The organism is Microlunatus sp. GCM10028923 (assembly GCF_042666975.1).
Classification (GTDB): Bacteria; Actinomycetota; Actinomycetes; order Propionibacteriales; family Propionibacteriaceae; genus Microlunatus.
This window is the reverse complement of sequence record NZ_JBHTFF010000003.1, coordinates 1-22,232: the sequence shown is the minus strand read 5'-3', so window position 1 is coordinate 22,232 and position 22,232 is coordinate 1. Positions and strand designations below refer to the sequence as shown.

Here is a 22,232-nt window from a genome sequence, read left to right as displayed (position 1 = left end):
CCATGGCAACCCTGAACGGAGCCCGGGTGCAGCCACCCGGAACTCCGGTGTCCGCTCCCGCCCCGCGCCGGCGTCGCGGGAGCCGCTGGCTCCGCTACGAGGGGCTGCTCTACATCGCCCCGGTGATCTTGGGCATCGTCGCGTTCCAGCTGATCCCGATCATGGTCTCGATGTATCTGTCGCTGGCCGACTGGAACGCCCTCAGCGCGCCGCGCTTCGTCGGGTTGCAGAACTTCCAGGAGCTGTTCACCAACGACCCGCTGTATCTCGAGACGCTACGCAACACGCTGCTGTTCACGTTCGGCGCGATCCCGGCGACGACAGTGCTGGCGTTCCTGCTCGCCCTTCTCTGCAACCGGAAGGTGCCCGGCGTCCCGCTGTTCCGGGCGGCCTACTTCGCCCCGTTCATCACCAACGTCGTCGCCATCGGCTACATCTGGTACTGGATCTTCAAGCCCGACGGCGGCGCCCTGAACGGCCTGCTCGGCACGGTCGGGATCCAGGGTCCGGCCTGGCTCGCGGACTCCCGGCTGGCCCTGCTGTCGGTGATCATCGTCTCGGTCTGGCAGGGCACCGGCTACCCGATGGTGATCTTCCTGGCCGGCCTGCAGGGCATCCCGGCCGACCTGTACGAGTCGGCCAGCATCGACGGGGCGAGCAAGCGGCAGCAGCTGTTCAAGATCACCATCCCGCTGATGACGCCGAGCGTCTTCTTCGTCCTGATCACCCAGTTCATCACGTCGTTCCAGGTGTTCGGCGTCATCTACATCATGACATCCGGCGGTCCGGGCCACAGCACCAGCGTCTACATCTACTACCTCTATCAGGTCGCCTTCTCGTTCGGCCGGTTCGGCTATGCGGCGGCGATGGCGTGGGTGCTGTTCGTGATCCTCGGCGTGATCACGTACCTGCAATGGAAGCTGCAGAAGAGGTGGGTGTTCTACGGATGAGGAGAATCAGTCAACGCACGCTCAACATCCTGCTCTACCTCTTCATGATCATCTGCGCGCTCGCCTTCGCGCTGCCGCTGCTCTGGATGATCGGCGCCTCGCTGAAGGAGGAGGGCCAGGTGCTGAGCACGCCGCCGACCCTGTTCCCGGCCGAGCCGCAGTGGGACAACTACGCGACTGTGCTGGAGGTGATCCCGCAGTTCTTCTGGAACAGCGTGCAGCTGGCGGTGATCAACGTCGTCGGGGTGCTGGCGGTGTCCGCCCTGGCCGGCTTCGCGTTCGGCCGGCTCCGGTTCCCCGGCCGGGATCTGTTGTTCATCGGCCTGTTGGCGACGGCGATGATCCCCGGGATCGCGTACCTGATCCCGCAGTACATCATCTTCCAGGAGATCGGCTGGGTGGACACCCAGCTGCCGTTGTGGGCGCCGCGGGTGTTCACGCCGGTCTTCGCGACGTTCCTGATGCGGCAGTACTTCCTCAGCCTGCCCCAGGAGCTGGAGGATGCGGCCCGGGTCGACGGCGCCGGCTCCTTCACCGTGTTCTGGCGGATCCTGCTGCCGGAGACCAAGCCGGCGCTGGGCGCGATCGCGATCTTCACCTTCCTGGACTCCTGGAACGACCTGTTCGGCCCGTTGATCTACATCAACTCGCGCGAACTGCAGACGCTGCCGGTGGCGCTGGCCCAGTTCCAGAACGAGTACTTCAGCCAGATCACGCTGCTGATGGCGGGCGCCACGATCGCCGTCCTGCCGGTGATCATCGTCTACCTGATCGCGCAGCGTCAGTTCATCCAGGGCATCACCCTGACCGGTATCAACCGGTGATCGGCTCAACCCGGCAGCGAGGCCTCGCGCTCGGCGATGTCGGAGAGCAGCGTCTCCCGGCAGCCGTGCAGGTCGTTCCGCAGCGCCTGCTCGGCGGCGTCGGGGTCACCGGCCCGGATCGCGTCCAGGATCGCGGCGTGGGTCGCGGTGAGCTCGACCAGGTCGAGCCCGACGTGGCTGCGCACCTGCGCGATGCACAGCTGCGACTCGCCCATCACCGTCTCGTGCATCCGCTGCAGCCGGGCGCTTCCGGACGCCGCGACCAGGGCGCGGTGCAGCGAGATGTCGGCATCGGTGTGCTCGGCGGGCTGTCCCAGCTGGGCCGCCATCCCCATCAGGGCCAGCGCCCGCTCCGCGTCCGGCGGCACGGTCGACTGCTCCGCGAGGGTCCGGACGGCGCGCGCCTCGATCGGCTCCCGGGCGAAGTAGAGGTCGCTGATGTCGTCGGCGGACATCTGCGGGACGACCGCGGTTTGCCGTCGCCCGCGCCGCAGCAGCCCCTCGTTGGTGAGCCGGTCCAGGCCGGCCTTCGCCGTCGGCCGGGCCACCTCGTAGTAGTTGGCCACCCAGATCTCGGACAGCTTCTGACCCGGCTCGATCTGCCCGGAGATGATCTGTCGCCGCAGCGCTTCGCACAGCGAATCGGTGAGCGAGGTGTTCTCCAACGAAACGGCCACAACCACCCTCCTTGTCAGTCAAGAACACATGTCATGCTACTCCCTGCCCGTCTTGATCATGATCGGAAGGACGCCCGATGACGACCGTACCGATGACCGAGCCCTGGTATCGGCGGACCCACCGCTGGGGCCAGACCAACCTGACCGAGATCGATCCGGAGCGGTACGACGACGCCTGGTGGCGCCGGCACTGGCGGGAGACGGCGGTCCAGGGAGTGATCATCAACGCCGGCGGGATCGTCGCCTACTACCCCTCCCGGTTCCCGCTGCACCATCGCGCCAGGACCCTGGGCGACCGGGATCTGTACGGCGAGATCGTCGCCTCGGCCCGGGACGAGGGCCTGACCGTGGTCGCCCGGATGGACTCCAACCGGGTGGCCGAGGACTTCTTCGCCGCGCACCCGGACTGGGTCTGCCGGGACGTCGCCGGCGAGCCGATCCGGGCCGCCGACAAGTACGTGACCTGCATCAACTCGCCGTACTACCGGGAATACCTGCCCGAGGTGCTGACCGAGATCATCGAGCGCAGCCGGCCGGACGGGTTCGCCGACAACAGCTGGGCCGGCCTCCCGCGCAGCTCGATCTGCCACTGCGATCACTGCGCCGCAGGGTTCCGTCGGGACGCCGGTACGGACCTCCCGCGTGATCATGACTGGTCCGCGCCGGCCTACCGGGCCTGGATCGACTGGAACTATCGGCTCCGGACCGCCCTGTGGGAGCTGAACAACCGGGTCGCCGCGGCGGCCGGTGGGCCGGACTGCCGCTGGTTCGGCATGCTCAGCGGGGACGTGCTGAACAGCAGCCAGCGGTTCGTCGACCTGCGGCAGATCCTGTCCCGGTCGGAGTTGATCATGCTCGATCACCAGCACCGCAATGCCGTCGACGGGTTCGAGCAGAACACCGAGGCCGGGAAACGGCTGCACGAGCTGTTGGGCTGGGACAAGCTGATCCCGGAGAGCACCCCGCAGTATCAGCTCGGCCGGCCGGCGTTCCGGGTCGCCGCGATGCCGCAGGCCGAGGTGCGGTGCTGGGCGACGGCCGGGTTCGCCGGTGGCATCCAGCCGTGGTGGCACCACATCGGCGCCTGCCACGACGACCGCCGGCAGTACCGGACCGCGGCGCCGCTGTTCGGCTGGCACCGCGACAACCTGGACGTCCTGATCGACCGCACCCCGGTCGCCGACCTCGGGATCGTCTGGTCCCAGCGCAATCATGATCTTGCCGGGCAGGACCGGGCGGCGGAGCGGACCCTCGATCCGTACCGCGGCGTGACCCGGGCCCTGAACGGCGCCGGCCTCACCTCGCTGCCCATCCCGGCCGAGGACCTGGACCGGGCGGCCGGGCGGTTCGCGGCGCTGGTGCTGCCCAACCTGGTCGTGCTGTCCGATGATCAACTCGCCGCGATCACACGGTACGTGGAGCAGGGCGGCTCGGTGATCGCGACCGGCGACACCGGTCGGCTGGACGAGAACGGCCGGGAGCGCGCCGACAGCGGCCTGGCGGAGCTGTTCGGAATCCGTACCGGGACAGGGATCCAGGGCGATCTCGGGTCGGCCGACCCGAGCATCGAGACGCACGCCCGGCACACCTACCTCCGATTGACCCCGGAGCTGCGCGGATCGGTGGAGGGCCCGGTCGACCCGGCGGCGCCGGTGCCGGCCGGCCAGCGGCACCCGGTGCTGGCCGGGCTGGACGAGACCGACCTGATCCCGTTCGGCGGGCTGCTCCGGGAGCACCGCGTCGATCAAGGAACGCAGGTGCTGGCCACCTTCGTCCCGGACTTCCCGATCTTCCCTCCGGAGACCTCCTGGATGCGCACCCCGAGCACCGACCTGCCCGGGATCGTCGTTCGGGAGACCCCGGCCGGCGGCCGGCTGGTCTGGCTGCTCGCCGATCTTGACCGCTGCTACGCCCGGGACCAGCAGCCCGACCACGCCTTGATCATCGGCAACGCCGCCCGCTGGGCGGTGGCCGAGCCGACCTTGATCATCGACGGCGACGGCCGGGTCAACGCCAACCTGTACCGGCAGCAGGACCGGCTGGTGCTGCACCTGACCAACCGGACCGTGACCGCCACCGTGCCCGGCCGGCAGGACCGTCTGGTGCCGGCCGGCCCGGTCACCGTCCGGCTGCGTACGCCGGGCCGGCCTTCGGCGACCGCGACGCTCCGGGTCCGCGGCGGCGAGGTCCCGGTCGCCGCCGACGGCGACCTGCTCACGTTCACCGTCCCGGAGGTCCTCGACCACGAGGTGGTCACGCTCCCCCTCTAACCAATCCGCCGACCGGGCACAAAAGCAGGCGATTTGGCGGCGTGTCGCTGCGCTGGTGACCAGTCGGCGGGCCCCAGGGGCAGGACGGCACGGAGGTCTCGCATGCCACCCCGCTAGGTTGGATGCCCTATGACATCGACGAAAGCGGAGCGAAGGAAGCAGCTGGCCGACTTCGAGAAGCGGGCCACCCGGATCGCCGTCGGACTCGTCATCGCGGGCCCGGTCCTGGGGATCGCCGCGATCTTCGTGGGTGCCGCCGAGATCCTGTTCCCGTACGAGTACACGGTGCCCATCGCGCTGACCGCCATGCTGGCTCCGATCGGCCTGGCCCTGCTGATCGGCGCGGTCGGCGGCCTCTACCTGATCGGAGGCTGGAAGGTCGCGCCGTTCGGCGTGGTGTTCGTCGCCGGTTTCGCCGCCCTGGTGCTCGGCATCGCCACCGCCGACTCGTTCTGGCGGCAGGTCGGAGTCGGACTGCTCGCGTTCTCCGGGTTGGTGATCTTCCTCGCCGGTACGGCCTCGGCCAAGACACTGCCGAACCCGTGGCCGGTCGCCGGGGTGGCCGCGGCCGGCGGCGTGGTCGCGATCATCGGGCTGCTCACCGGGCTCTGGCCGCTGCACCTGTTCGGCGCCATGGCGGCGGCCTGTCCGCTCGGCATGCTGATCGGCGTCTGGTGGTCCCGCCGTTCATGATCAGCCGCTGACCGCCCGATCGGGAGCCAGCGCCACCGCGTCGATCTCGACCAGCCAGTCCGGCTGCGCCAGGCCGGCGACCTGCAGCAGCGTGTCGGCCGGGTAGGGCTCGCTGAAGTACTCGCCGCGGAGCTTGATCACGGTATCCAAATTCGCCATGTCGGTGACCATGATCGTCACCTTCACGACGTCGGCGAGCACCGCGCCGGCCCGGGCGAGTACGGCGGCGAGATTCTCGAAGGCCCGTCGCGCCTGGGTCTCGAAGTCCGGGCCGACGGTGCGTCCCTGCTCGTCGATGCCGGCCTGACCGGAGAGATGGATCAGCCCGGCGGCCTCGATGGCCTGAGAGATCCGGTACGGCTCGTACCAGTCGGGCTCGGTCTTGATGCGTCGCATGATCGTCATGACTCGACTGTCGGCGACAGCGCCTCTCCGCACAAGTACGGTCTTTCATGTGTCATACGTACACTTTGTATAGGAATGGCCAGCGCAAGAGCTTCCGGAGGAGGGCCCATGCCACCCCGCATCACGACCACCGCGCCAGACGAGTGCATGGTCGAGGCCGCCACCGAGGTCCTGGGCGGCAAGTGGAAGCTGGTGATCCTGCGCCATCTCCAGGACGGCACCCGCCGGTTCGGCGAGCTGCACCGGGCGATCCCGGGAGTCACCGCCCGGATGCTGACCCGGCAGCTGCGCGAGCTGGAGGCCGACGGGCTGATCGAACGCAAGGTCTACGCCGAGGTGCCGCCGAAGGTCGAGTACTCGGTCACCCCGATCGGCGCCAGCCTCAAGGAGATCACCGACCGGCTGGACGCCTGGGGACACTGGTACCGCGCCCAGGTCGGCGACCGACAGCCCGCAGCGGGTACGGCGACGGAAGCCTGATCAGCCGGCGACGCGGAACTCGGACGGCCGCCAGACCTCGGCCAGATCGTCCAGCCGCAGGTCGAGGGCACGGCTGAGCGCGACCACGGTGCCGAAGGCGGGCGAGGGCAACCGCCCGCTCTCGATCTTGCGCAGCGTTTCGGGCGAGATGCCGGCCGCGGCCGCGATCTCGGTCAGGCTGGCCGAACCGCGGGCCTCGCGCAGCATCGCCCCGAGCCGGCGACCGGCCTCGAGCTGCTCGGGTGTCAACGGGTTGCGGACCATGGCACTACCGTACCCCGAATGGATCGGTATGATAATACCGGTATTGTTATACCGAGCCATTCGAGGAGTGATCATGATCCATCTGAAGTCGGCCCGCGAGATCGAACGGATGCGGGTCGCCGGCCAGTTCGTCGCCGAGGTACTGGAACGCCTGCGCGCCGAGGTCGCCGTCGGCGTGAATCTGCTCGACCTCGAGCACCGGGCCCGGCAGTTGATCAAGGACCGCGGGGCGGTGTCCTGCTACTGGGACTATGCGCCCTCGTTCGGCAGCGGCCCGTTCCGCAACGTGATCTGCCTGTCGGTCAACGACGCCGTGCTGCACGGCAAGCCGCACGATCACCAGCTGGCGGACGGCGACCTGCTCACCCTCGACCTGGCCGTGACCGTGGACGGCTGGGCCGGCGATGCCGCGGTCAGCGTGATCGCCGGCACGCCCGCCCCGGCGGACCAGCAGTTGATCAAGGCCACCGAGGAGGCGCTGGCGGCCGGGATCGCCGCAGCCCAGGTGGACAACCGGCTCGGCGACGTGTCGGCCGCGATCACCGAGGTCGGCCACGGGTACGGCTACCCGGTCAACGACCAGTTCGGCGGCCACGGCATCGGCCGGCGGATGCACGAGGACCCGCACGTCTCGAACGTCGGCCGGGCCGGCCGCGGCCTGCGGCTCCGGCCCGGCCTGACCTTCTCGATCGAGCCGTGGTTCGCCCGGACCACCGCCGAGATCAGTTACGACCCGGACGGCTGGACGATCCGGTCCGCCGACGGCTCCCGGACCGCCCACAGCGAGCACACGATCGCGGTCACCGAGGACGGACCGATGATCTTGACCCAGCGGTGATGATCAACAGTTCGGCGCGGACCAGGACCGGGTCGACTTGTTGCCGAGGTGGACATGATCATTGTGCCCCGGGTAGCCCGGGCCGAGCAGCTCCTCGAAGCCGGCCGTCTTGCCCGCGTTCCACATGGTGCACTGCGGCGGGTTGCTCAGGCCGAGGTCGGCCGCCTGCCCGTACATGTGCAGGCTGGTCGACGACCCGCCGGACGCCTCGTTGCAGGAGACACTGCGGAAGCCGGAGGTGACGTTGAGCGGCCGGTCGCCGAGCTTGTGCCGCATCGCCTCCAACTGCCACATGATCCGCCGGATGTTCTCCTTCGCGGTCGCCTCGGAGACCTTGCCACCGAGGTAGTTGTTGGCGCCGCAGTTGTTGTCGAACTCCGAGTAGTCGAAGTGGATCGGCGTGCAGTCGTCGTCCTGCAGCCCGTAGATCTTGGAGTACGTCGCCGAGTCCGCGATCCCGGTCGCCGGGAGACCGTACCCGGTCTGGAAACGTTTGACGGCGGCGGCCGTGGCCGGGCCGAAGTCGCCGTCCAGGGCGAGGTTCTCGCCCGAGCTGACCCAGCCCGCAACGCGGATCTGGAGCTGGGTCACGTCGGCGCCGGTGGCGCCCTGTTGCAAGGTCCGGCCCCAGGTGTAGCAGCCGTCGGCGGCCGCCTTCTCGGGGGCGAGGACGTGAGCCGTCACCGAGCCGACAACAGCCAGCGCCAGGACGGAGACAACGGTGAGGAATCGTCGAAACATCGCAGTCCTCCATCGCGTTGATGGTAAGGATCGCAGTTTGTCAGGATTCAACACAGAGCGTCAATGGCCAGGTGAGAAGATCACCTGTCGTTCGCCCACGCGTCGTCGGAACCGGCGACTACCGGGCTCGTTCGAACGCCGCGATGGCACGGTCAAGATCATCCCGGCTGTGCGCGGCGGACAGCTGGGTCCGGATCCGCGCCTTGCCCTTGGGCACCACCGGATAGGAGAACGCCCGTACGTAGATCCCGTCGGCGAGCAGCCGGTCGGCCATCCGGGCCGCCTCGACGGCGTCGCCGATCATGACCGGGACGATCGGGTGGTCGGACTCGGGGATCTCGAAGCCGCGCTCGGTCATCGCGGACCGGAAGTAGGCGGTGTTGTCGCGCAGCCGAGTCAGCAGGTCGCCGGACGACTCGAGCAGGTCCAGGGTGGCGATGGCCGCGGCGGCGATGGACGGCGCCAGCGAGTTGGAGAACAGGTACGGCCGGGACCGCTGCCGCAGCATCTCGACGATCTCGGCCCGGGCGGCCGTGTAGCCGCCAGACGCACCGCCGAGCGCCTTGCCGAGCGTCCCGGTGACGATGTCGATCTTGTCCCGGACCCCGAACAGTTCCGGCGTGCCGGCCCCGGTCTCGCCGATGAAGCCGACCGCGTGCGAGTCGTCGACCATGATCAACGCGTCGTACCTGTCGGCCAGTTCGGCGATCTTGTCCAGCGGCGCCACGTACCCGTCCATGGAGAACACGCCGTCGGTGGCGATCATGCGGTAGCGGGCGTCCTTGGCGGCCATCAGCTGCGCCTCGAGGTCGGCCATGTCCCGGTTCTTGTAACGGAACCGGCGCGCCTTGCAGAGCCGTACCCCGTCGATGATCGAGGCGTGGTTCAGCTCGTCGGAAATGATCGCGTCGTCCGGGCCCAGCAGCGTCTCGAACAGGCCGGCATTGGCATCGAAGCAGGAGCTGTAGAGGATCGTGTCCTCGGTGCCGAGGAACCGGCTCAACCGGCCCTCGAGCTCCTTGTGGATCTCCGCCGTGCCGCAGATGAACCGGACCGACGCCATCCCGAATCCCCAACGGTCCAAGGCTTCCTGGGCCGCCTTGATCATCGCGGGATGATCGGCGAGGCCCAGATAGTTGTTGGCGCAGAGGTTGAGCACTTCCCGTTCGTCGACGCCGATGGCCGCGGCCTGCGGCGTGGTCAGCACCGACTCCGCCTTGTAGAGACCTTCCTCGCGCAGCTGCGCCAGGTCGGCGGCCAGTTGATCCTTGATCGCTCCGTACATCCTCATCCTCTCGCGCCCTGAGCTCATGCCCTACGTCCCCTGTGCCTGTCGAAGGGTCACTCCCAGGTCATGATCACTTTGCCGCTGTGGCCGTCGGCCGTCGTCGCGAACGCCTTCTCGAATTCCGGGTACGGGAAGCGATGCGTGATCACGCCCGAGATGTCCAGACCGCTCTGGATCAGCACCGACATCGCGTACCAGGTCTCGAACATCTCCCGGCCGTAGATGCCCTTGATCGTCAGCATGTTCAGCACGACGGTCGCCATGTCGATGCTGATCTCCTGACTGGGCAGGCCGAGCATCGCGATCCGGCCACCGTGGGTCATCTGGGTGATCAGATCCCGGAGCGCGGCCGGGCTGCCCGACATCTCCAGCCCGACGTCGAAGCCCTCCTTCATGTCCAGCGATCGCTGAGCGTCACGGACCGACTCCCGGTCGACGTTCACGCCGAGGCTGACCCCGAGCGAGCGGGCCAGGTCGAGCCGGTCGTCGCTGCGATCGGTGATCACGACGTGCCGGGCCCCCGCCTTGCGGCAGACCATCGCCGCCATGATCCCGATCGGCCCGGCGCCGGTCACCAGCACGTCCTCGCCGAGCATCGGGAAGGTGAGCGCGGTGTGCACCGCGTTGCCGAACGGGTCGAAGATCGCGGCTACCCCGGGATCGATCGGGTCCCGGTGCACCCAGGCGTTGCCGGACGGCAGCACCACGTACTCGGCGAACGCGCCGTCGACCTGGACCCCGATGCCGCGGGTGTTGATGCAGAGATGCCGCCGGCCGGCCCGGCAGTTGCGGCAGCGGCCGCAGACCAGATGCCCTTCGCCGCTGACGAAGTCCCCGACCGCGACGTCGGTGACCCCGGAGCCGACCTCGACCACCCGGCCGGCGAACTCGTGCCCGACGATCAACGGAGCGGTGACCCGGCTCTGCGCCCAGGGATCCCAGGCGGCGATATGCAGGTCCGTGCCGCAGATCCCGGTCGCCGCGACCTTGATCAACACGTCGCCCGGCCCGCAGTCCGGTTCCGGCACGTCGACCAGCTGCAACCCCGGCCCGGCAGCCGTCTTCACCAGCGCTTTCACCCGGTCAGCCTAACCTGCGGCTTGACCTTGACGTTGCGTCAAGGTTTGACCCTTGAGGACATGACGACGACTCCGACCATGACCGCCGTGGCCCCGCGCCGGACGGTGGCCCTCTATCTGACCTCGGGCGCGCTGTCGATCTTCGGCAACGGGCTCGCCGCGATCGTGCTGCCGGTGATCGTACTGATCACGACCGGACAGGTCGGCGCCGCAGCCGTGGTGGCCGCCGTGACCGCGCTCCCGCAACTGCTCGCCGCGATCGGCGGCGGCGTGATCGTCGACCGGTTCGGCCGGAAGCGGCTCGGGGTGATCGCCGATCTCGGCTCGGCCGCGTCGATCGCCGCGCTGCCGATCATCGATGCCACGGTCGGGCTGTCGCTGGGTTGGTTCATCGCGGCGGCGCTGCTCGGCGCGGTCTTCGACGTGCCCGGCATGACCGCGCGGGAGGCGTTGCTGCCGGCCGTCGCCCGGGCCGGCGGGGTTGCCGTACCGCGGCTGAGCGGGATCAACGAAGGCCTGTCCGGACTGGGTTTGCTGATCGGTCCGGCGCTCGGCGGACTGCTGCTCGCCGTCACTGCGCCGACCACGGCGCTCTGGGTCACCGCGATCACTTCCGGCCTGGCCGCCCTGGCCACCGGACTGCTGCCGCGCGGCATCGACCGGCTGCCGGAGGCCGACCGGAAGCCGACCGGGTTCGGGCCGCGCGCGGCCTTGGCCGACCTGCGGGAAGGCCTGCGGATCCTCCGCGGCGAGCCGGTCGTGCTGTGGCTGTGCAGCCTGACCGTCGGCGCGATCCTGGTGATCGGTCCGTTGGTCGGCCTGCTGCTGCCGGCCTGGTTCACCACCGCCGGACAGCCGGGTCTGATGGGTCCGGTGCTCAGCGCGATCGCGGTCGGCGGCCTGGTCGGGGCCGGTGGCTACAGTCTGTTCGGGACCAAGATCAGCAACCGGCTGGTCACGGCGAGCGGCCTGGTCGTGATGGCCGTCGGGCTGGTCGCGATGATGATCTTCCCGCCGTACCCCGTACTGCTGACGGCGGCGGTCCTGGCCGGCGCCGGCTCCGGCTTCTTCACACCGGTGTTCACCACCGTGATGACGGCCCGGATCCCCGAGCAGGCGTACGGTCGGGTGCTCGGTCTGCAGAACTCCGGCACCCTCGCCGCAGCGCCGGTGGGGATGGCCGTCGCCGGATTCATCGCCCAGCAGTGGGGTGTCGCGGCGGCCGGCTGGACGCTGGCCGTGCTGTGGTTGATCATCACCGCGGCGAGCCTGCTCTCGCCCTGGTTGCGCAGACTGGACCGCAGGACGGAGACCGAGGAGGACGGGTGAAGATCGGTGAACTGGCCGAGTTGGCCGGTACGACTCCGCGGGCGGTCCGGCACTACCACGCCGAGGGGCTGCTGCCGGAGCCGCGACGACAGCCGAACGGCTACCGCAGTTACGGGGTCCGGGAGCTGATCACGCTCGTCAAGATCAAGAAGCTGCGCGACGCCGGGCTGTCGCTGGCCGAGATCCGGGACGTGATCACCGCACCACCCGGATCGGAGGCCTGGCGCTCGGCGATGATCATCGCGGAGCGGCGGGTGGCCGACGAGGAACGCCGGTTGCGCCGGCTCCGCCGGGAGCTGCGCCGCCAGCTCGCGACCGAGCTCGACCCGACCCTGCCGGCACCGCTGGCGAAGGTCTTCCAGGAGCTCCGCGAGGCCGGCCTGCCGCCGGCCGCGCTGGCCTTCGAACAGGAGTTGCTGCTGCTGTCGATCACGTACGAGCCGGCGGCCGCGGAACCGCTCGCGGCCTACTACCGCAGCATGACCGAACGCCCCGGCTGGGCCGAGGAGTTCGCCCGGTCGCACGCCGAGTTCCTCGCCCTCGCCGAGGTGGATCCGGACGACCCCAGTGTCGACGCGTTCGCCCACCGGATCGCCGAGGAGGCCCTGGACCACGGGTCCGACCTGCTGCTCGGCGCGGACGGCGAGCCGGTCGACCTGGACGACCCTCAGCTGGCCGACTTCTTCGACCAGTTCACACCCGCCCAGCGCCGCGCCCTGATCCTCGGCGTCAGCCGGATCGCCGAGCAGGCCGGTCGCGGCGTGTCGGTGCCCGCCGAGAGCGGTGCGGCAGGCCAGACTGCAGACGACCGGTGATCCCTGCCGGGTATGAGCCGGCAGGGGGTCCGGTGTCGTTGCGGGCTGGGTCTGTCGGATCGTCGACAGGCTCAGGGCACCGCCTTCACCTGGCGCCGGGCAACAGCCCGAGATGATCAAGCGCCCGGTAGCCGGCTCCCGCATCCGTCAGCGATCCGACCCGGAGTTGATCATGGAACGCGGGCAGGTCCCGGAGCACCACCGTGATCTGTTCCTCCCCGTCGAGCTGCTGATCGGCCACCCGCCGGCACCGGGTGGCGACCGCCGTCCAGCAGTGCCGGGCCACGTTGCCGGCCAGCCAGGAGCTGCCGATCACCTCGACCTCGCCGGCATAGCCCGTCTCCTCCAGCAACTCCCGTGCCGCCGCGACCGCCGGATCCTCGCCCGGCTCGACGCCGCCACCGGGTAGCTCGTCGAGCACGACCCCCGGCCCCGGCCGGAACTGCCGGGCCAGCACCACCTGCGAGTCCTCGGTCAGGGCCAGCACGGCCACCGAGTCCGGCCCGTCCAGGATGTCCCACTCACACTCCGTACCGTCCGCGAGGCGATAGCGGTCCGCCCGGATCCGGACGAACCCGGCCGACCCGGGCCGGCTGCACAGCTTGGTCCACGGCTCCACGCAAGGCATCGTGCCAGCGCCGGGGCCGTGGTTGAGTGGAACGGTGCAGGCTTCCCGATCCGCGGTCGTCCGGGACTCCCTCGACGCGATCGAGCGGCTGAACCCGGACCTCGAGGCGTTCGTGCACGTGGCCGATCCGGCACCGACCTCCGGCAGCGGCCCGCTCGCTTCCGTACCGGTCGGCGTCAAGGACCTCTTCCGCGTCGACGGGCTGCCGACCCGAGCCGGCTCCCGGCTGCCGCCGCAGCTGTTCGCGGGGCCGGAATCCATGATCATCACCAGGCTCCGCGAGGCCGGTGCGCCGATCGTCGGCAAGACCGCGATGGACGAGGTCGCCTACTGCGAGCCGCCGGCGACGAAGAATCCTCGCGATCCACGGCGAACTCCCGGCGGTTCGAGCGGCGGCTCGGCCGCTGCCGTCGCGGCCGGGATGTGCCCGCTCGCGGTCGGCTCCCAGACCCTGCAGTCGATCATCGTGCCGGCCGCCTACTGCGGGGTCGTCGGTTACAAGCCGACCTTCGGCCGACTCCCCTTCGACGGCGTGCCGTTGGCCCCGTCGTTCGACACGGTCGGACTGATCGCCAGCACTGTCGGCGACGTCCGGTCGGCCGCCCGGCACCTGCTGCCGGGCTGGCGGGACCTGGAATCGGCGCCGACCCCCACGCTGGGCCGGCCTGGCCGGTGGGGACTCCGGCGCCTGCACCAGGACGGCTGGGACGCGTTCGATCGCCACGCCGGATCGCTGCGTGGGGCGGGCTTCGAGTTCGCCGACGGGACGCTGCCCTGGAACACCGACCTTGATCATTGGGCGTCGGTGATCTTCGACCTGGTGCACGGCGAGCTGGCCGAGAGCCACGCCGACTGGTTCCCCCGGCACGCCGAGCTGTACCGTCCGCGGACTCGGCAGGCCGTCGAACGAGGGCTCTCCGTACCGGCGGGACGGTTGGCCGAGTGCCGCGCGTTGCGGGAGGAGGCGGCCGCACTCGCGGTCCGGGCCACCGACTCGGCCGGAGTCGGCGGCTGGATCGGCCCCGCCACCGGAACGGTCGCCCCGCTCGGGTACGAGAGCACCGGCGACAGCTGGCTGACCTGCTTCTGGTCCTACCTCGGCTGGCCCGCGATCACCGTCCCGGTGTTCGACGGCCCGGAAGGGCTGCCGTACGGGCTGCAATGCGTCGCTCCGCCGGGCCGGGACGAGGAACTGCTCACCTGGGCCGAGCAGCTCGAGGACGCCCTGAGGCGGACCTGATCATGACGAGCGACGCGACCAATCCCGTGGACGGAGCTGCGCTGGTCCGGGTCCCGGCCGGCTCCTTCGCGATGGGTTCCGATCGGGCGGAGGTGGCGCGGCTCTGGCAGCGCTACGCGTGGGATCCGCGCTGGCTCGAGGCGCAGGTCGGTGGTGCCGACTGGATCGGCGAGCTGCATCCGCACCGGGTCCGCCTCGACGGGTTCCGGCTGTATCGCGAGCCGGTGACGATCGCGCAGTACCACCGTTTCATGATCAGCACCGGGCATCCGGCGCCGGTCGATCCGGCGGTGCATGACGAGCGGAACAGCGCCTGGCTGGACGGTGCGCCCCGGCCCGGTTCCGACGACCTGCCGGTGAGCTCGGTCAGCTGGCTGGATGCCGTCGCCTACTGCTCCTGGGCCGGGGCCCGGCTGCCGACCGAAGCCGAGTGGGAGTACGCCGCCCGAGGACCCGAGGGACGGACGTTTCCCTGGGGTGAGGACTGGGACCCGGCGGCCTGCCGGGCGGCCGAGGCGATCGCCGGTCGCCCCTTCCGCGACAACGATCACTGGCGGCGCTGGCTGATCGGTGATGCTTCCACGAGTGGTTGGCGCGGCGATCACCACGCCCAGCTCGACGGACCGACCCCGGTGAATCAGTACCCGGGTGACCGCAGCTGGTGCGGCGCGCTCGGCCAGGCCGGGCAGGTCCGGGAGTGGTGCGCGGACTGGTACGACCCGGACTACTACCTCGCCAGCCCCGAGGACAACCCGACCGGGCCTGCCGGCCCGACCGGTCCGGACTCGAGCCGGGTCCTGCGCGGCGGCAGCTGGCTCTCGCCCGCCTACACCAGCCGCGGGGCGCAGCGGCTGTTCTATCCGCAGGACTCCCGTGACACCAACGACCACGGCTTCCGCTGCGTGATGGCCTGACCGCCGGCCCGCTCAGAGCTCGTCGCCGAGGGCGCGCATCGCGGCCAGGCCCTCGCGCCAGCGCGCCGGCCAGCCGTCCGCGATCCAGCCGGCGTGCGGTTGGTGGCCGCGTTCGCCGAGCCAGACGACCTCGTCGATGGCGAGTTCATGGCGACGCACCGCCGCGTCCGCGATGTCGAACGGCTCGGTCCAGCCGTAGCCGTCCAGAAACGTCTCGGCGCGGGCGCGGCGATCCGGCGGGTCCGTGAAGCCTCGCCGGTTCAGCTCGGCCGGGTCGCCGGTGAAGGGGGTCAGCCAGATCAGCCCGTACGCGATGTCGTCCAGGGGCTCGCCCGGCCGGGCCGCGTCCCAGTCGAACAGGCCGATCGCGCGGCCGTCCCGCCAGACCAGGTTGGCGGGCTGCGGGTCGCCGTGACAGATCACCGGGCCGCCCTGGTGCGGCACCGACCAGACGGCGTCGGCCGGCGGCTGCCAGTCCCGGGTCGCATCGTGGACGGCGCGGAGCAGTTCACCGGCGGAACGCACGCCGCCGAGGTCGACCTGATGCGGCCACGCGTCCTGGCCCGCATCACCCTCCAGCAGCCGGACGAACTCCTGCCGGTCGTCGTACCCCAGCGGTTCGGGGACCGGCAGGCCGCGTCCGTACAGGTGGGCGAGCAGGGCCTGGACGGTCGGCGTCCACTCCTTCACCGGCCGCCGCACCACTCCGTCAACGATCTCGATCCTCCGCACCCCGCCACCCTAGGGAGTCGACAACGTGGAACCTCCAGCCGTGTCTGGTGGCCCGAATCGTCCACACTGATCGCGCGAGAGCACACTGGGGCTGTGACCGTCAGTGTTTTCGACCTGTTCAGCATCGGGATCGGGCCGTCCAGTTCGCATACCGTCGGGCCGATGCGGGCCGCCAAGCGGTTCGCGGTCGCGCTGGCCGAGTCGGACCGGCTGACCGAGGTCACCCGGATTCGGGCCGAGTTGTTCGGTTCGCTGGGCGCGACCGGGCACGGCCACGGCAGCTACAACGCGGTGCTGCTCGGGCTGGAGGGCGAGGACCCGGAGACCGTCGACACGACGTCCGGGCCGCGGCGCGCCGCCGAGGCGGTGACCGAGCGCAACCTGCTGCTGGCGGGCAAGCACCGGATCCCGTTCAACGGCGACACCGACCTGGTGCTGCACCGCCGGAAGACGCTGCCGTTCCACCCGAACGGGATGACCTTCACCGCCTGGTCCGGTGACGACGTGGTGGACAGCCGCACCTACTACTCGATCGGCGGCGGGTTCGTGCTCGACGACGACGGCAGCGGCTCCCCCGCCGTCGTGCCTGATCCGACCCCGGTCCCGTACCCCTTCCGGACCGGCACCGAACTGCTCGACCTTTGCACCGAGCACAACCTGCCGATCTCCCGGATCGCCCTGGCCAACGAGGTCGCCCGGCGGCCCGAGCACGAGGTCCGGGCCGGGCTGCTGCGAATCTGGTCGGTGATGGCCGAGTGCGTACGGAACGGCTGCGCGACGACCGGCGTACTGCCCGGCGGACTCCGGGTCCGGCGCCGGGCCGCGGAGCTCAACGAGAAGCTGATCGCCGAATCCGACACCGCTGCGTCCGACGAGGCACCTTCGGTGCGCGATCCGCTGGCGGCGATGGACTGGGTGACTCTCTGGGCCCTCGCCGTCAACGAGGAGAACGCGTCCGGCGGCCGGGTGGTCACGGCGCCGACGAACGGCGCGGCCGGCATCATCCCGGCGGTGCTGCACTACGCGGTCCGGTTCGTGCCCGGCATCGACGACGCCGCGATCGTGGATTACCTGCTGGTGGCCGGTGCTCTCGGCTCCATCTACCAGCAGACGGCCTCGATCTCGGGCGCCGAGGTGGGCTGTCAGGGCGAGGTGGGTACGGCCTGCTCGATGGCCGCCGGCGCCCTCGCCGAACTGCTCGGCGGCAGCCCGGAACAGGTCGAGAACGCCGCCGAGATCGGCATGGAACACCACCTCGGGCTGACCTGCGACCCGGTCGGCGGCCTGGTCCAGATCCCTTGTATCGAACGGAATGCGGTCGCCTCGGTGAAGGCGATCACGGCCGCCCGGCTGGCCCTGCGCGGCGACGGCCGGCACACGGTCAGCCTGGACAAGGTGATCAAGACGATGATGCAGACCGGCGCCGACATGAAGATCAAGTACAAGGAGACGGCGCGCGGCGGCCTGGCCGTCAACATCGTTGAGTGCTGATCGTCACAGTCCAGCCAGGTAAGCGTTCTCTGGCCGCCTCTCGGGGCACCAGGTAGAGTGCGGCTCAGCGCAGGGTCGCGCAACGACCATGCGCCGCTGTTTCCACTACGGATCGTCGGGCACGTACCTGCCCGTGGAAAGGAATGTGGCATGGCCACCGTTACGTTCAATCAAGCTTCCCGGGTCTACCCCGGTTCGGAGCACCCCGCCGTTGATCGCCTGGAGCTCGAGATCGGCGATGGCGAATTCATGGTCCTGGTCGGGCCGTCCGGTTGCGGCAAGTCCACCTCGCTGCGGATGCTCGCCGGCCTCGAAGAGGTCAACGAGGGCAGCATCCACATCGGTGAGCGGGACGTCACCGACCTGCCGCCGAAGGACCGGGACATCGCGATGGTGTTCCAGAACTACGCGCTCTACCCGCACATGTCCGTCGCCGACAACATGGGCTTCGCCCTGAAGATGGCCAACGTGCCGAAGGCGGAGCGGCAGCAGCGGGTGCTCGAGGCCGCGAAGCTGCTCGGCCTGGAGGAGTTCCTCAACCGGAAGCCGAAGGCGCTCTCCGGTGGTCAGCGGCAGCGGGTCGCGATGGGTCGCGCCATCGTCCGGCAGCCGCAGGTCTTCCTGATGGACGAGCCGCTGTCCAACCTGGACGCGAAGCTCCGGGTGTCCACCCGGACCCAGATCGCGGCCCTGCAGACCCGGCTCGGTGTCACCACCGTGTACGTCACGCACGACCAGGTCGAGGCCATGACGATGGGCGACCGGGTCGCCGTGATGAAGGACGGCGTGCTGCAGCAGGTGGACACGCCGCTGTCGCTCTACGACAAGCCGAAGAACCTGTTCGTGGCCGGCTTCATCGGCTCGCCGGCGATGAACCTGATCGACGGCACGGTGTCCGAGGGCGGTGTCCGGGTCGGCGACTACGTCGTGCCGGTGCCGCGCGACGTGCTGACCAAGGCCGGCGACGAGAAGACGCTGACCATCGGCATCCGTCCGGAGAACTTCGACATCGGCGAGACCGGTATCGGGGCTGACGTGGCTGTCGTCGAGGAGCTGGGCGCTGACGCGTACCTCTACGGGACCCTCGCGGGCCTGACCGAGGACGAGAAGCTCACCGCGCAGCAGATCGTCGGCCGGATCTCGTCCCGGCGCCCGCCGGAACGGGGCGTCACCGTTCGCCTCGCGGTCGACCCGAATCACGTCCACGTGTTCTCCCAGGCGACCGGCGATCGCCTGACCGACTGAGACAGTCACACCAGGCGCCCCCGGACGGTTCTCCGTCCGGGGGCGTTTGCTGTCGCCAAAGCTCTTCAACTCGACCGCTGGAGCCCCATATGGCCTCCAGCGTTCGAGTTCAAGCGTTCTGACGACACCTCCATCGCCTGCCGGACCTTCGCCACGACCCACGCGGGTTCGTACACGAGGTGGTCCCAGGTGAAATGGAGCACGGTCCACCCGTCGGCGGTCAGGTTGCTCCACTTGCGCCGATCCCGGTGGAACTGCTCGCGATGCTCGGCCCGATGGAACGCGTAGCCGTCCACCTCGATGATCAGCCGTCGATAGCGGAACACGACATCGACCGGATACCGTTCGCCGGCGCACTCGACGATCACGTTTCCGGACCAGCCGCGGATGTCGGCCCGACGCAGCATTCTGTGCAGCAGGCGCTCCGCCTCCGACCAGGGCGCATGCCTCGATTCGCGCAACGCCGCGCGGCGTAGCCCGTTACCGGCACGGTTCGCGGTGAGGGCCAGGGCCTGCCGGAGGTCGTCCAGGGTGGCCGTGTTCGTGCGGAGCACCTCGTCGATCGCGTTCCCGCCGGCCCACGGCACCAGATCCAGCGCGGTCAGGGCCGGTCGCGTGATCCAGCAGCCTCGGTGTCGCACGATCAGTTCGTCGGGAAGCCGCTCCTGGCAGAGCCGGTAGCCGGCCCGGGCCGGTCGACGGACCGGCAGCGACAAGGTGATCAACGGCACCGCGATCTCGGGCCAGAAGCTCAGCCAGGCCGCGGCCGGACCGGTGATCACGGCGTCGGGAAGCCAGAGGCTCGCCGCGCGGATCCTGACCTCGACGCGGTCCGCATCGCCGGCATGACAGTAGATCCCCGGCAGAGGCCTGGCGAGCTCCCCGCGCTCGGCCAGCCGCTGTGCGGCTCGGGCCTGGCGCGGATGGTCACGGATCCTGATCACGCCGCCGCCGTCGCGCAGCAGGAACTCGAGTTCGGGAGTCACATCCAGGAGCATCCGGCGCCTGGCCGCCCGCCGGGTCGGTTGTCCACAGGGCCCGGTGTTGTCCGTTGTCGAGGAGTGTCGTCCGCCGCTCAGGGTGACAGGATGGTGCCGTGCCCCGCTTCATCGCCGCCCGGCCGGACTCGCGGCTGATCACCCTGCCCTGGGACGTTCCGCTGGAGGAATGGCCGACCGACACCCTGGTCGCGCTGCCGCGCGGCATCTCCCGGCACGTGGTCCGGTTCGTCCGGGTCGGCAGCGAGATCTACGCGGTCAAGGAAGTGCTGGAGCACCTGGCGATCCACGAATACCGGCTGCTGCACGACCTGACCAGGCTGGACACCCCGTCGGTGGATCCGGTCGGCGTGGTCACCGGCCGGGTGGACGGCGACGGGGATCCGCTGGACTCGGCGTTGATCACCAAGCATCTGCAGTTCTCGCTGCCGTACCGCTCCCTCTTCACCCGTGGGGTACGTCAGGACACGGTCAACCGGCTGGTCGACGCGATGGTCGTGCTGCTGGCCCGGCTGCACCTGATTGGCTTCCTCTGGGGCGACGTGTCGCTGTCCAACACGCTGTTCCGGCGCGACGCGGGCTCGTTCGCCGCGTACCTGGTGGACGCCGAGACCGGCGAACTGCACCAGGAGCTGAGCGACGGGCAGCGGGAGCACGACCTGTCGATCGCCCGGACCAACCTCTTCGGAGAGTTCAGCGACCTGGAGGCCGGCGGCCTGCTCGACGAGGCGCTGAAGCCGCTGGTGCTGGTGGAGGCGATCGAGAACCGGTACCGCGATCTGTGGTCGGAGCTGACCGGGGTCGAGGAGTTCGACGGCAGCGAGATGCACCGGATCGAGAGCCGGGTCCGCCGGCTGAACGCGCTCGGCTTCGACGTCGCCGAGCTGGACATCACCACCGACTTCGCGGGCTCGACGATCCGGATCCAGCCGAAGGTCGTCGACGCCGGGCACCACTCGCGGCGGCTGCTCCGGCTGACCGGGCTGGACACCGAGGAGAACCAGGCCCGGCGGCTGCTCAATGATCTTGACTACTTCCGGGCCCGGACCGATCAGCAGAACGCCGACGAGTCGATCGTCGCGCACCAGTGGCTGACCGAGGAGTTCGAGCCCGTCGTCGAGGCGGTGCCGCACGAGTTGCGCGGCAAGCTGGAGCCGGCCGAGCTCTACCACGAGGTGCTGGAACACCGTTGGTTCCTGTCCGAGCAGGCCGGGCACGAGGTGCCGATGATCGACGCCATCCATTCGTACGTCGGCACGGTGCTGCGCGGTCTGCCGGACGAGGCGATCGTCTCCGCGACCGGCGACGACGGGCCGGCGCTGGCGAATCCGTACGATCCGTCGCAGGGGTTCGCCGACGACGACCAGACCAAGCCGTACGACCCGTGGGAGGACGGCAACGAGGCCCCCGAGTCCGGGCCGGAGGCGACGGTCGGTTTCCTCGACATCGCCGCGCTCCGTCGCCGCGAGGAGGGCCGGAAGGCGCCCGGGCGGGCCGCCGACTGACGGTTTAGGGTTGCGCCATGCCAGCAACTCTGTCCGACGAGGTACGAACCTTCCTCAAGCAGGCGAATCCGGCGGTCATGGCGACCACCACCAAGGACGGCCGGCCGATCACCGCGGCGACCTGGTACCTGCTCGAGGACGACGACCGGGTCTTGATCAACTTCGACTTCGAGCGGGTCCGGCTCAAGCACGTCCGCCGGGATCCGCGCTGCGCCCTGGACGTCCTGCCGCTGGGCGCCTGGTACTCCCACGTCGGGCTCCAGCTCGACGTCGTCGAGATCGCCGAGGACACCGGGCTGGCCGACATCGACACGCTGTCCAGGCACTACACCGGCGGCCCGTACGACAACCGGGAGCGGGCCCGGTTCAGCGCCCGGGCCGAGATCCGCAGCTGGACGGGCTGGGGCGAGTTCGCCGGCTGAGCCAGCCGGCTCCGGTCAGCAGAACGCTGACCTGCCCCGGAGCCTGACCGACGTCACTGAGGTGACGCTGACGCGAGTGCCGGAGGATCAGGCGGTCACCAGGGCCGTGATGTCGGAGCGCTCGGACTGCACCGCCCGGCCGGTGATCAACTCGCCGTCCGCGACGTAGCCCTCCTCGCGGCCGTCCAGGTAGTTGATCAAGCGGCCGCGCCAGTCGGCGACCTCGGCGGCCCGGGCCGGGTCGTCGATCAGGTTGTGCAGCTCCTGTGGGTCCTGTTCGAGATCGAAGAACTGTTCGATCCCCCTCGCGGAAGCCCAGAGATACTTGCGCTTCCCGTCGGTGACCCACTGCAGCGACTGCCCGAAATGGGTGTGCTCGCCGTGGATCTCGCCGCGCCAGACCT

The 22,232-nt window shown here is 69.9% G+C and carries 23 protein-coding genes and 1 pseudogene; 14 read left to right on the top strand and 10 right to left on the bottom strand.

Annotation, left to right across the window (positions count from 1 at the left end; genetic code table 11):
* Window positions 1–2 precede the first annotated feature (2 nt).
* A complete protein-coding gene (locus ACFQU4_RS07330; RefSeq protein WP_377488884.1) occupies window positions 3–950 on the top strand; it encodes a carbohydrate ABC transporter permease in 948 nt (315 codons plus the stop codon).
* A complete protein-coding gene (locus tag ACFQU4_RS07325) occupies window positions 947–1,774 on the top strand; it encodes a carbohydrate ABC transporter permease (RefSeq protein WP_377488881.1) in 828 nt (275 codons plus the stop codon). Before ACFQU4_RS07330 ends, ACFQU4_RS07325 begins: the two co-directional genes overlap by 4 nt.
* A gap of 5 nt (window positions 1,775–1,779) precedes the next feature.
* Here the strand turns inward: ACFQU4_RS07325 and ACFQU4_RS07320 are convergent, their stop codons facing one another.
* Window positions 1,780–2,451: a GntR family transcriptional regulator gene (locus ACFQU4_RS07320; RefSeq protein ID WP_377488878.1), complete on the bottom strand. Its 672-nt coding sequence runs from the start codon at window positions 2,449–2,451 to the stop codon at window positions 1,780–1,782.
* A 77-nt stretch (window positions 2,452–2,528) separates the two neighbouring features.
* Here ACFQU4_RS07320 and ACFQU4_RS07315 point away from each other — a divergent pair, with 77 nt between their 5' ends.
* Both ACFQU4_RS07315 and ACFQU4_RS07310 read left to right on the top strand, forming a co-directional pair.
* Entirely contained in the window at window positions 2,529–4,721 is a 2,193-nt protein-coding gene (locus ACFQU4_RS07315; RefSeq protein WP_377488875.1) for a beta-galactosidase trimerization domain-containing protein, read from the top strand.
* A gap of 129 nt (window positions 4,722–4,850) precedes the next feature.
* Window positions 4,851–5,414 (top strand): hypothetical protein, encoded by a 564-nt coding sequence (locus ACFQU4_RS07310; protein ID WP_377488872.1) that lies wholly within the window; start codon window positions 4,851–4,853, stop codon window positions 5,412–5,414.
* On the opposite strand, the gene ACFQU4_RS07305 is transcribed toward ACFQU4_RS07310, so the two are convergent.
* Complete coding sequence (locus ACFQU4_RS07305) at window positions 5,415–5,819, bottom strand: RidA family protein (RefSeq protein WP_377488869.1); 405 nt, start codon at window positions 5,817–5,819, stop codon at window positions 5,415–5,417. It abuts the gene before it with no gap.
* Between the two features lie 108 nt (window positions 5,820–5,927).
* On the opposite strand from ACFQU4_RS07305, the gene ACFQU4_RS07300 reads away from it, so the two are divergent.
* Complete coding sequence (locus ACFQU4_RS07300) at window positions 5,928–6,299, top strand: winged helix-turn-helix transcriptional regulator (protein ID WP_377488866.1); 372 nt, start codon at window positions 5,928–5,930, stop codon at window positions 6,297–6,299.
* Here ACFQU4_RS07300 and ACFQU4_RS07295 read toward each other — a convergent pair whose 3' ends face one another.
* Window positions 6,300–6,563 carry a helix-turn-helix transcriptional regulator gene (locus tag ACFQU4_RS07295; RefSeq protein WP_377488863.1) on the bottom strand — a complete coding sequence of 88 codons (264 nt, stop codon included), beginning with the start codon at window positions 6,561–6,563 and terminating at the stop codon, window positions 6,300–6,302.
* A 73-nt stretch (window positions 6,564–6,636) separates the two neighbouring features.
* On the opposite strand from ACFQU4_RS07295, the gene map reads away from it, so the two are divergent.
* Window positions 6,637–7,401: a type I methionyl aminopeptidase gene (gene map / locus ACFQU4_RS07290; protein WP_377488860.1), complete on the top strand. Its 765-nt coding sequence runs from the start codon at window positions 6,637–6,639 to the stop codon at window positions 7,399–7,401.
* Between the two features lie 3 nt (window positions 7,402–7,404).
* On the opposite strand, the gene ACFQU4_RS07285 is transcribed toward map, so the two are convergent.
* From ACFQU4_RS07285 to tdh, 3 genes are all read right to left on the bottom strand, one after another.
* Window positions 7,405–8,142: a D-Ala-D-Ala carboxypeptidase family metallohydrolase gene (locus ACFQU4_RS07285; RefSeq protein WP_377488857.1), complete on the bottom strand. Its 738-nt coding sequence runs from the start codon at window positions 8,140–8,142 to the stop codon at window positions 7,405–7,407.
* A gap of 118 nt (window positions 8,143–8,260) precedes the next feature.
* Window positions 8,261–9,415: a glycine C-acetyltransferase gene (locus tag ACFQU4_RS07280; protein ID WP_377490507.1), complete on the bottom strand. Its 1,155-nt coding sequence runs from the start codon at window positions 9,413–9,415 to the stop codon at window positions 8,261–8,263.
* Between the two features lie 68 nt (window positions 9,416–9,483).
* Window positions 9,484–10,509 (bottom strand): L-threonine 3-dehydrogenase, encoded by a 1,026-nt coding sequence (gene tdh, locus ACFQU4_RS07275; RefSeq protein ID WP_377488854.1) that lies wholly within the window; start codon window positions 10,507–10,509, stop codon window positions 9,484–9,486.
* Between the two features lie 60 nt (window positions 10,510–10,569).
* Here tdh and ACFQU4_RS07270 point away from each other — a divergent pair, with 60 nt between their 5' ends.
* Together ACFQU4_RS07270 and ACFQU4_RS07265 are read left to right on the top strand one after the other, a co-directional pair.
* Window positions 10,570–11,838 carry an MFS transporter gene (locus tag ACFQU4_RS07270; RefSeq protein ID WP_377488851.1) on the top strand — a complete coding sequence of 423 codons (1,269 nt, stop codon included), beginning with the start codon at window positions 10,570–10,572 and terminating at the stop codon, window positions 11,836–11,838.
* Window positions 11,835–12,653 carry a MerR family transcriptional regulator gene (locus tag ACFQU4_RS07265; protein WP_377488849.1) on the top strand — a complete coding sequence of 273 codons (819 nt, stop codon included), beginning with the start codon at window positions 11,835–11,837 and terminating at the stop codon, window positions 12,651–12,653. Before ACFQU4_RS07270 ends, ACFQU4_RS07265 begins: the two co-directional genes overlap by 4 nt.
* 85 nt (window positions 12,654–12,738) lie before the next feature.
* On the opposite strand, the gene ACFQU4_RS07260 is transcribed toward ACFQU4_RS07265, so the two are convergent.
* Window positions 12,739–13,272 carry an NUDIX hydrolase gene (locus ACFQU4_RS07260; protein ID WP_377488846.1) on the bottom strand — a complete coding sequence of 178 codons (534 nt, stop codon included), beginning with the start codon at window positions 13,270–13,272 and terminating at the stop codon, window positions 12,739–12,741.
* A gap of 43 nt (window positions 13,273–13,315) precedes the next feature.
* Here ACFQU4_RS07260 and ACFQU4_RS07255 point away from each other — a divergent pair, with 43 nt between their 5' ends.
* Complete coding sequence (locus ACFQU4_RS07255) at window positions 13,316–14,521, top strand: amidase (protein WP_377488843.1); 1,206 nt, start codon at window positions 13,316–13,318, stop codon at window positions 14,519–14,521.
* A gap of 2 nt (window positions 14,522–14,523) precedes the next feature.
* Entirely contained in the window at window positions 14,524–15,435 is a 912-nt protein-coding gene (locus ACFQU4_RS07250; protein ID WP_377488840.1) for a formylglycine-generating enzyme family protein, read from the top strand.
* 12 nt (window positions 15,436–15,447) lie between these two features.
* On the opposite strand, the gene ACFQU4_RS07245 is transcribed toward ACFQU4_RS07250, so the two are convergent.
* A complete protein-coding gene (locus ACFQU4_RS07245) occupies window positions 15,448–16,167 on the bottom strand; it encodes a phosphotransferase (protein ID WP_377488837.1) in 720 nt (239 codons plus the stop codon).
* A gap of 93 nt (window positions 16,168–16,260) precedes the next feature.
* Here ACFQU4_RS07245 and ACFQU4_RS07240 point away from each other — a divergent pair, with 93 nt between their 5' ends.
* Window positions 16,261–17,658 (top strand): L-serine ammonia-lyase, encoded by a 1,398-nt coding sequence (locus tag ACFQU4_RS07240; protein ID WP_377488834.1) that lies wholly within the window; start codon window positions 16,261–16,263, stop codon window positions 17,656–17,658.
* Between the two features lie 150 nt (window positions 17,659–17,808).
* Window positions 17,809–18,903, top strand: a complete 1,095-nt coding sequence (locus tag ACFQU4_RS07235; protein ID WP_377488831.1) for an ABC transporter ATP-binding protein — start codon at window positions 17,809–17,811, stop codon at window positions 18,901–18,903.
* A gap of 65 nt (window positions 18,904–18,968) precedes the next feature.
* Here the strand turns inward: ACFQU4_RS07235 and ACFQU4_RS07230 are convergent, their stop codons facing one another.
* A complete protein-coding gene (locus tag ACFQU4_RS07230; RefSeq protein ID WP_377488828.1) occupies window positions 18,969–19,889 on the bottom strand; it encodes a DUF559 domain-containing protein in 921 nt (306 codons plus the stop codon).
* A 110-nt stretch (window positions 19,890–19,999) separates the two neighbouring features.
* On the opposite strand from ACFQU4_RS07230, the gene ACFQU4_RS07225 reads away from it, so the two are divergent.
* Together ACFQU4_RS07225 and ACFQU4_RS07220 are read left to right on the top strand one after the other, a co-directional pair.
* Window positions 20,000–21,406, top strand: a complete 1,407-nt coding sequence (locus ACFQU4_RS07225; protein ID WP_377488825.1) for a DUF4032 domain-containing protein — start codon at window positions 20,000–20,002, stop codon at window positions 21,404–21,406.
* A gap of 17 nt (window positions 21,407–21,423) precedes the next feature.
* Window positions 21,424–21,828, top strand: a complete 405-nt coding sequence (locus ACFQU4_RS07220; protein ID WP_377488822.1) for a pyridoxamine 5'-phosphate oxidase family protein — start codon at window positions 21,424–21,426, stop codon at window positions 21,826–21,828.
* Between the two features lie 87 nt (window positions 21,829–21,915).
* On the opposite strand, the pseudogene ACFQU4_RS07215 reads toward ACFQU4_RS07220, so the two are convergent.
* Window positions 21,916–22,232: pseudogene (locus tag ACFQU4_RS07215) on the bottom strand (hypothetical protein); the annotation flags it as partial.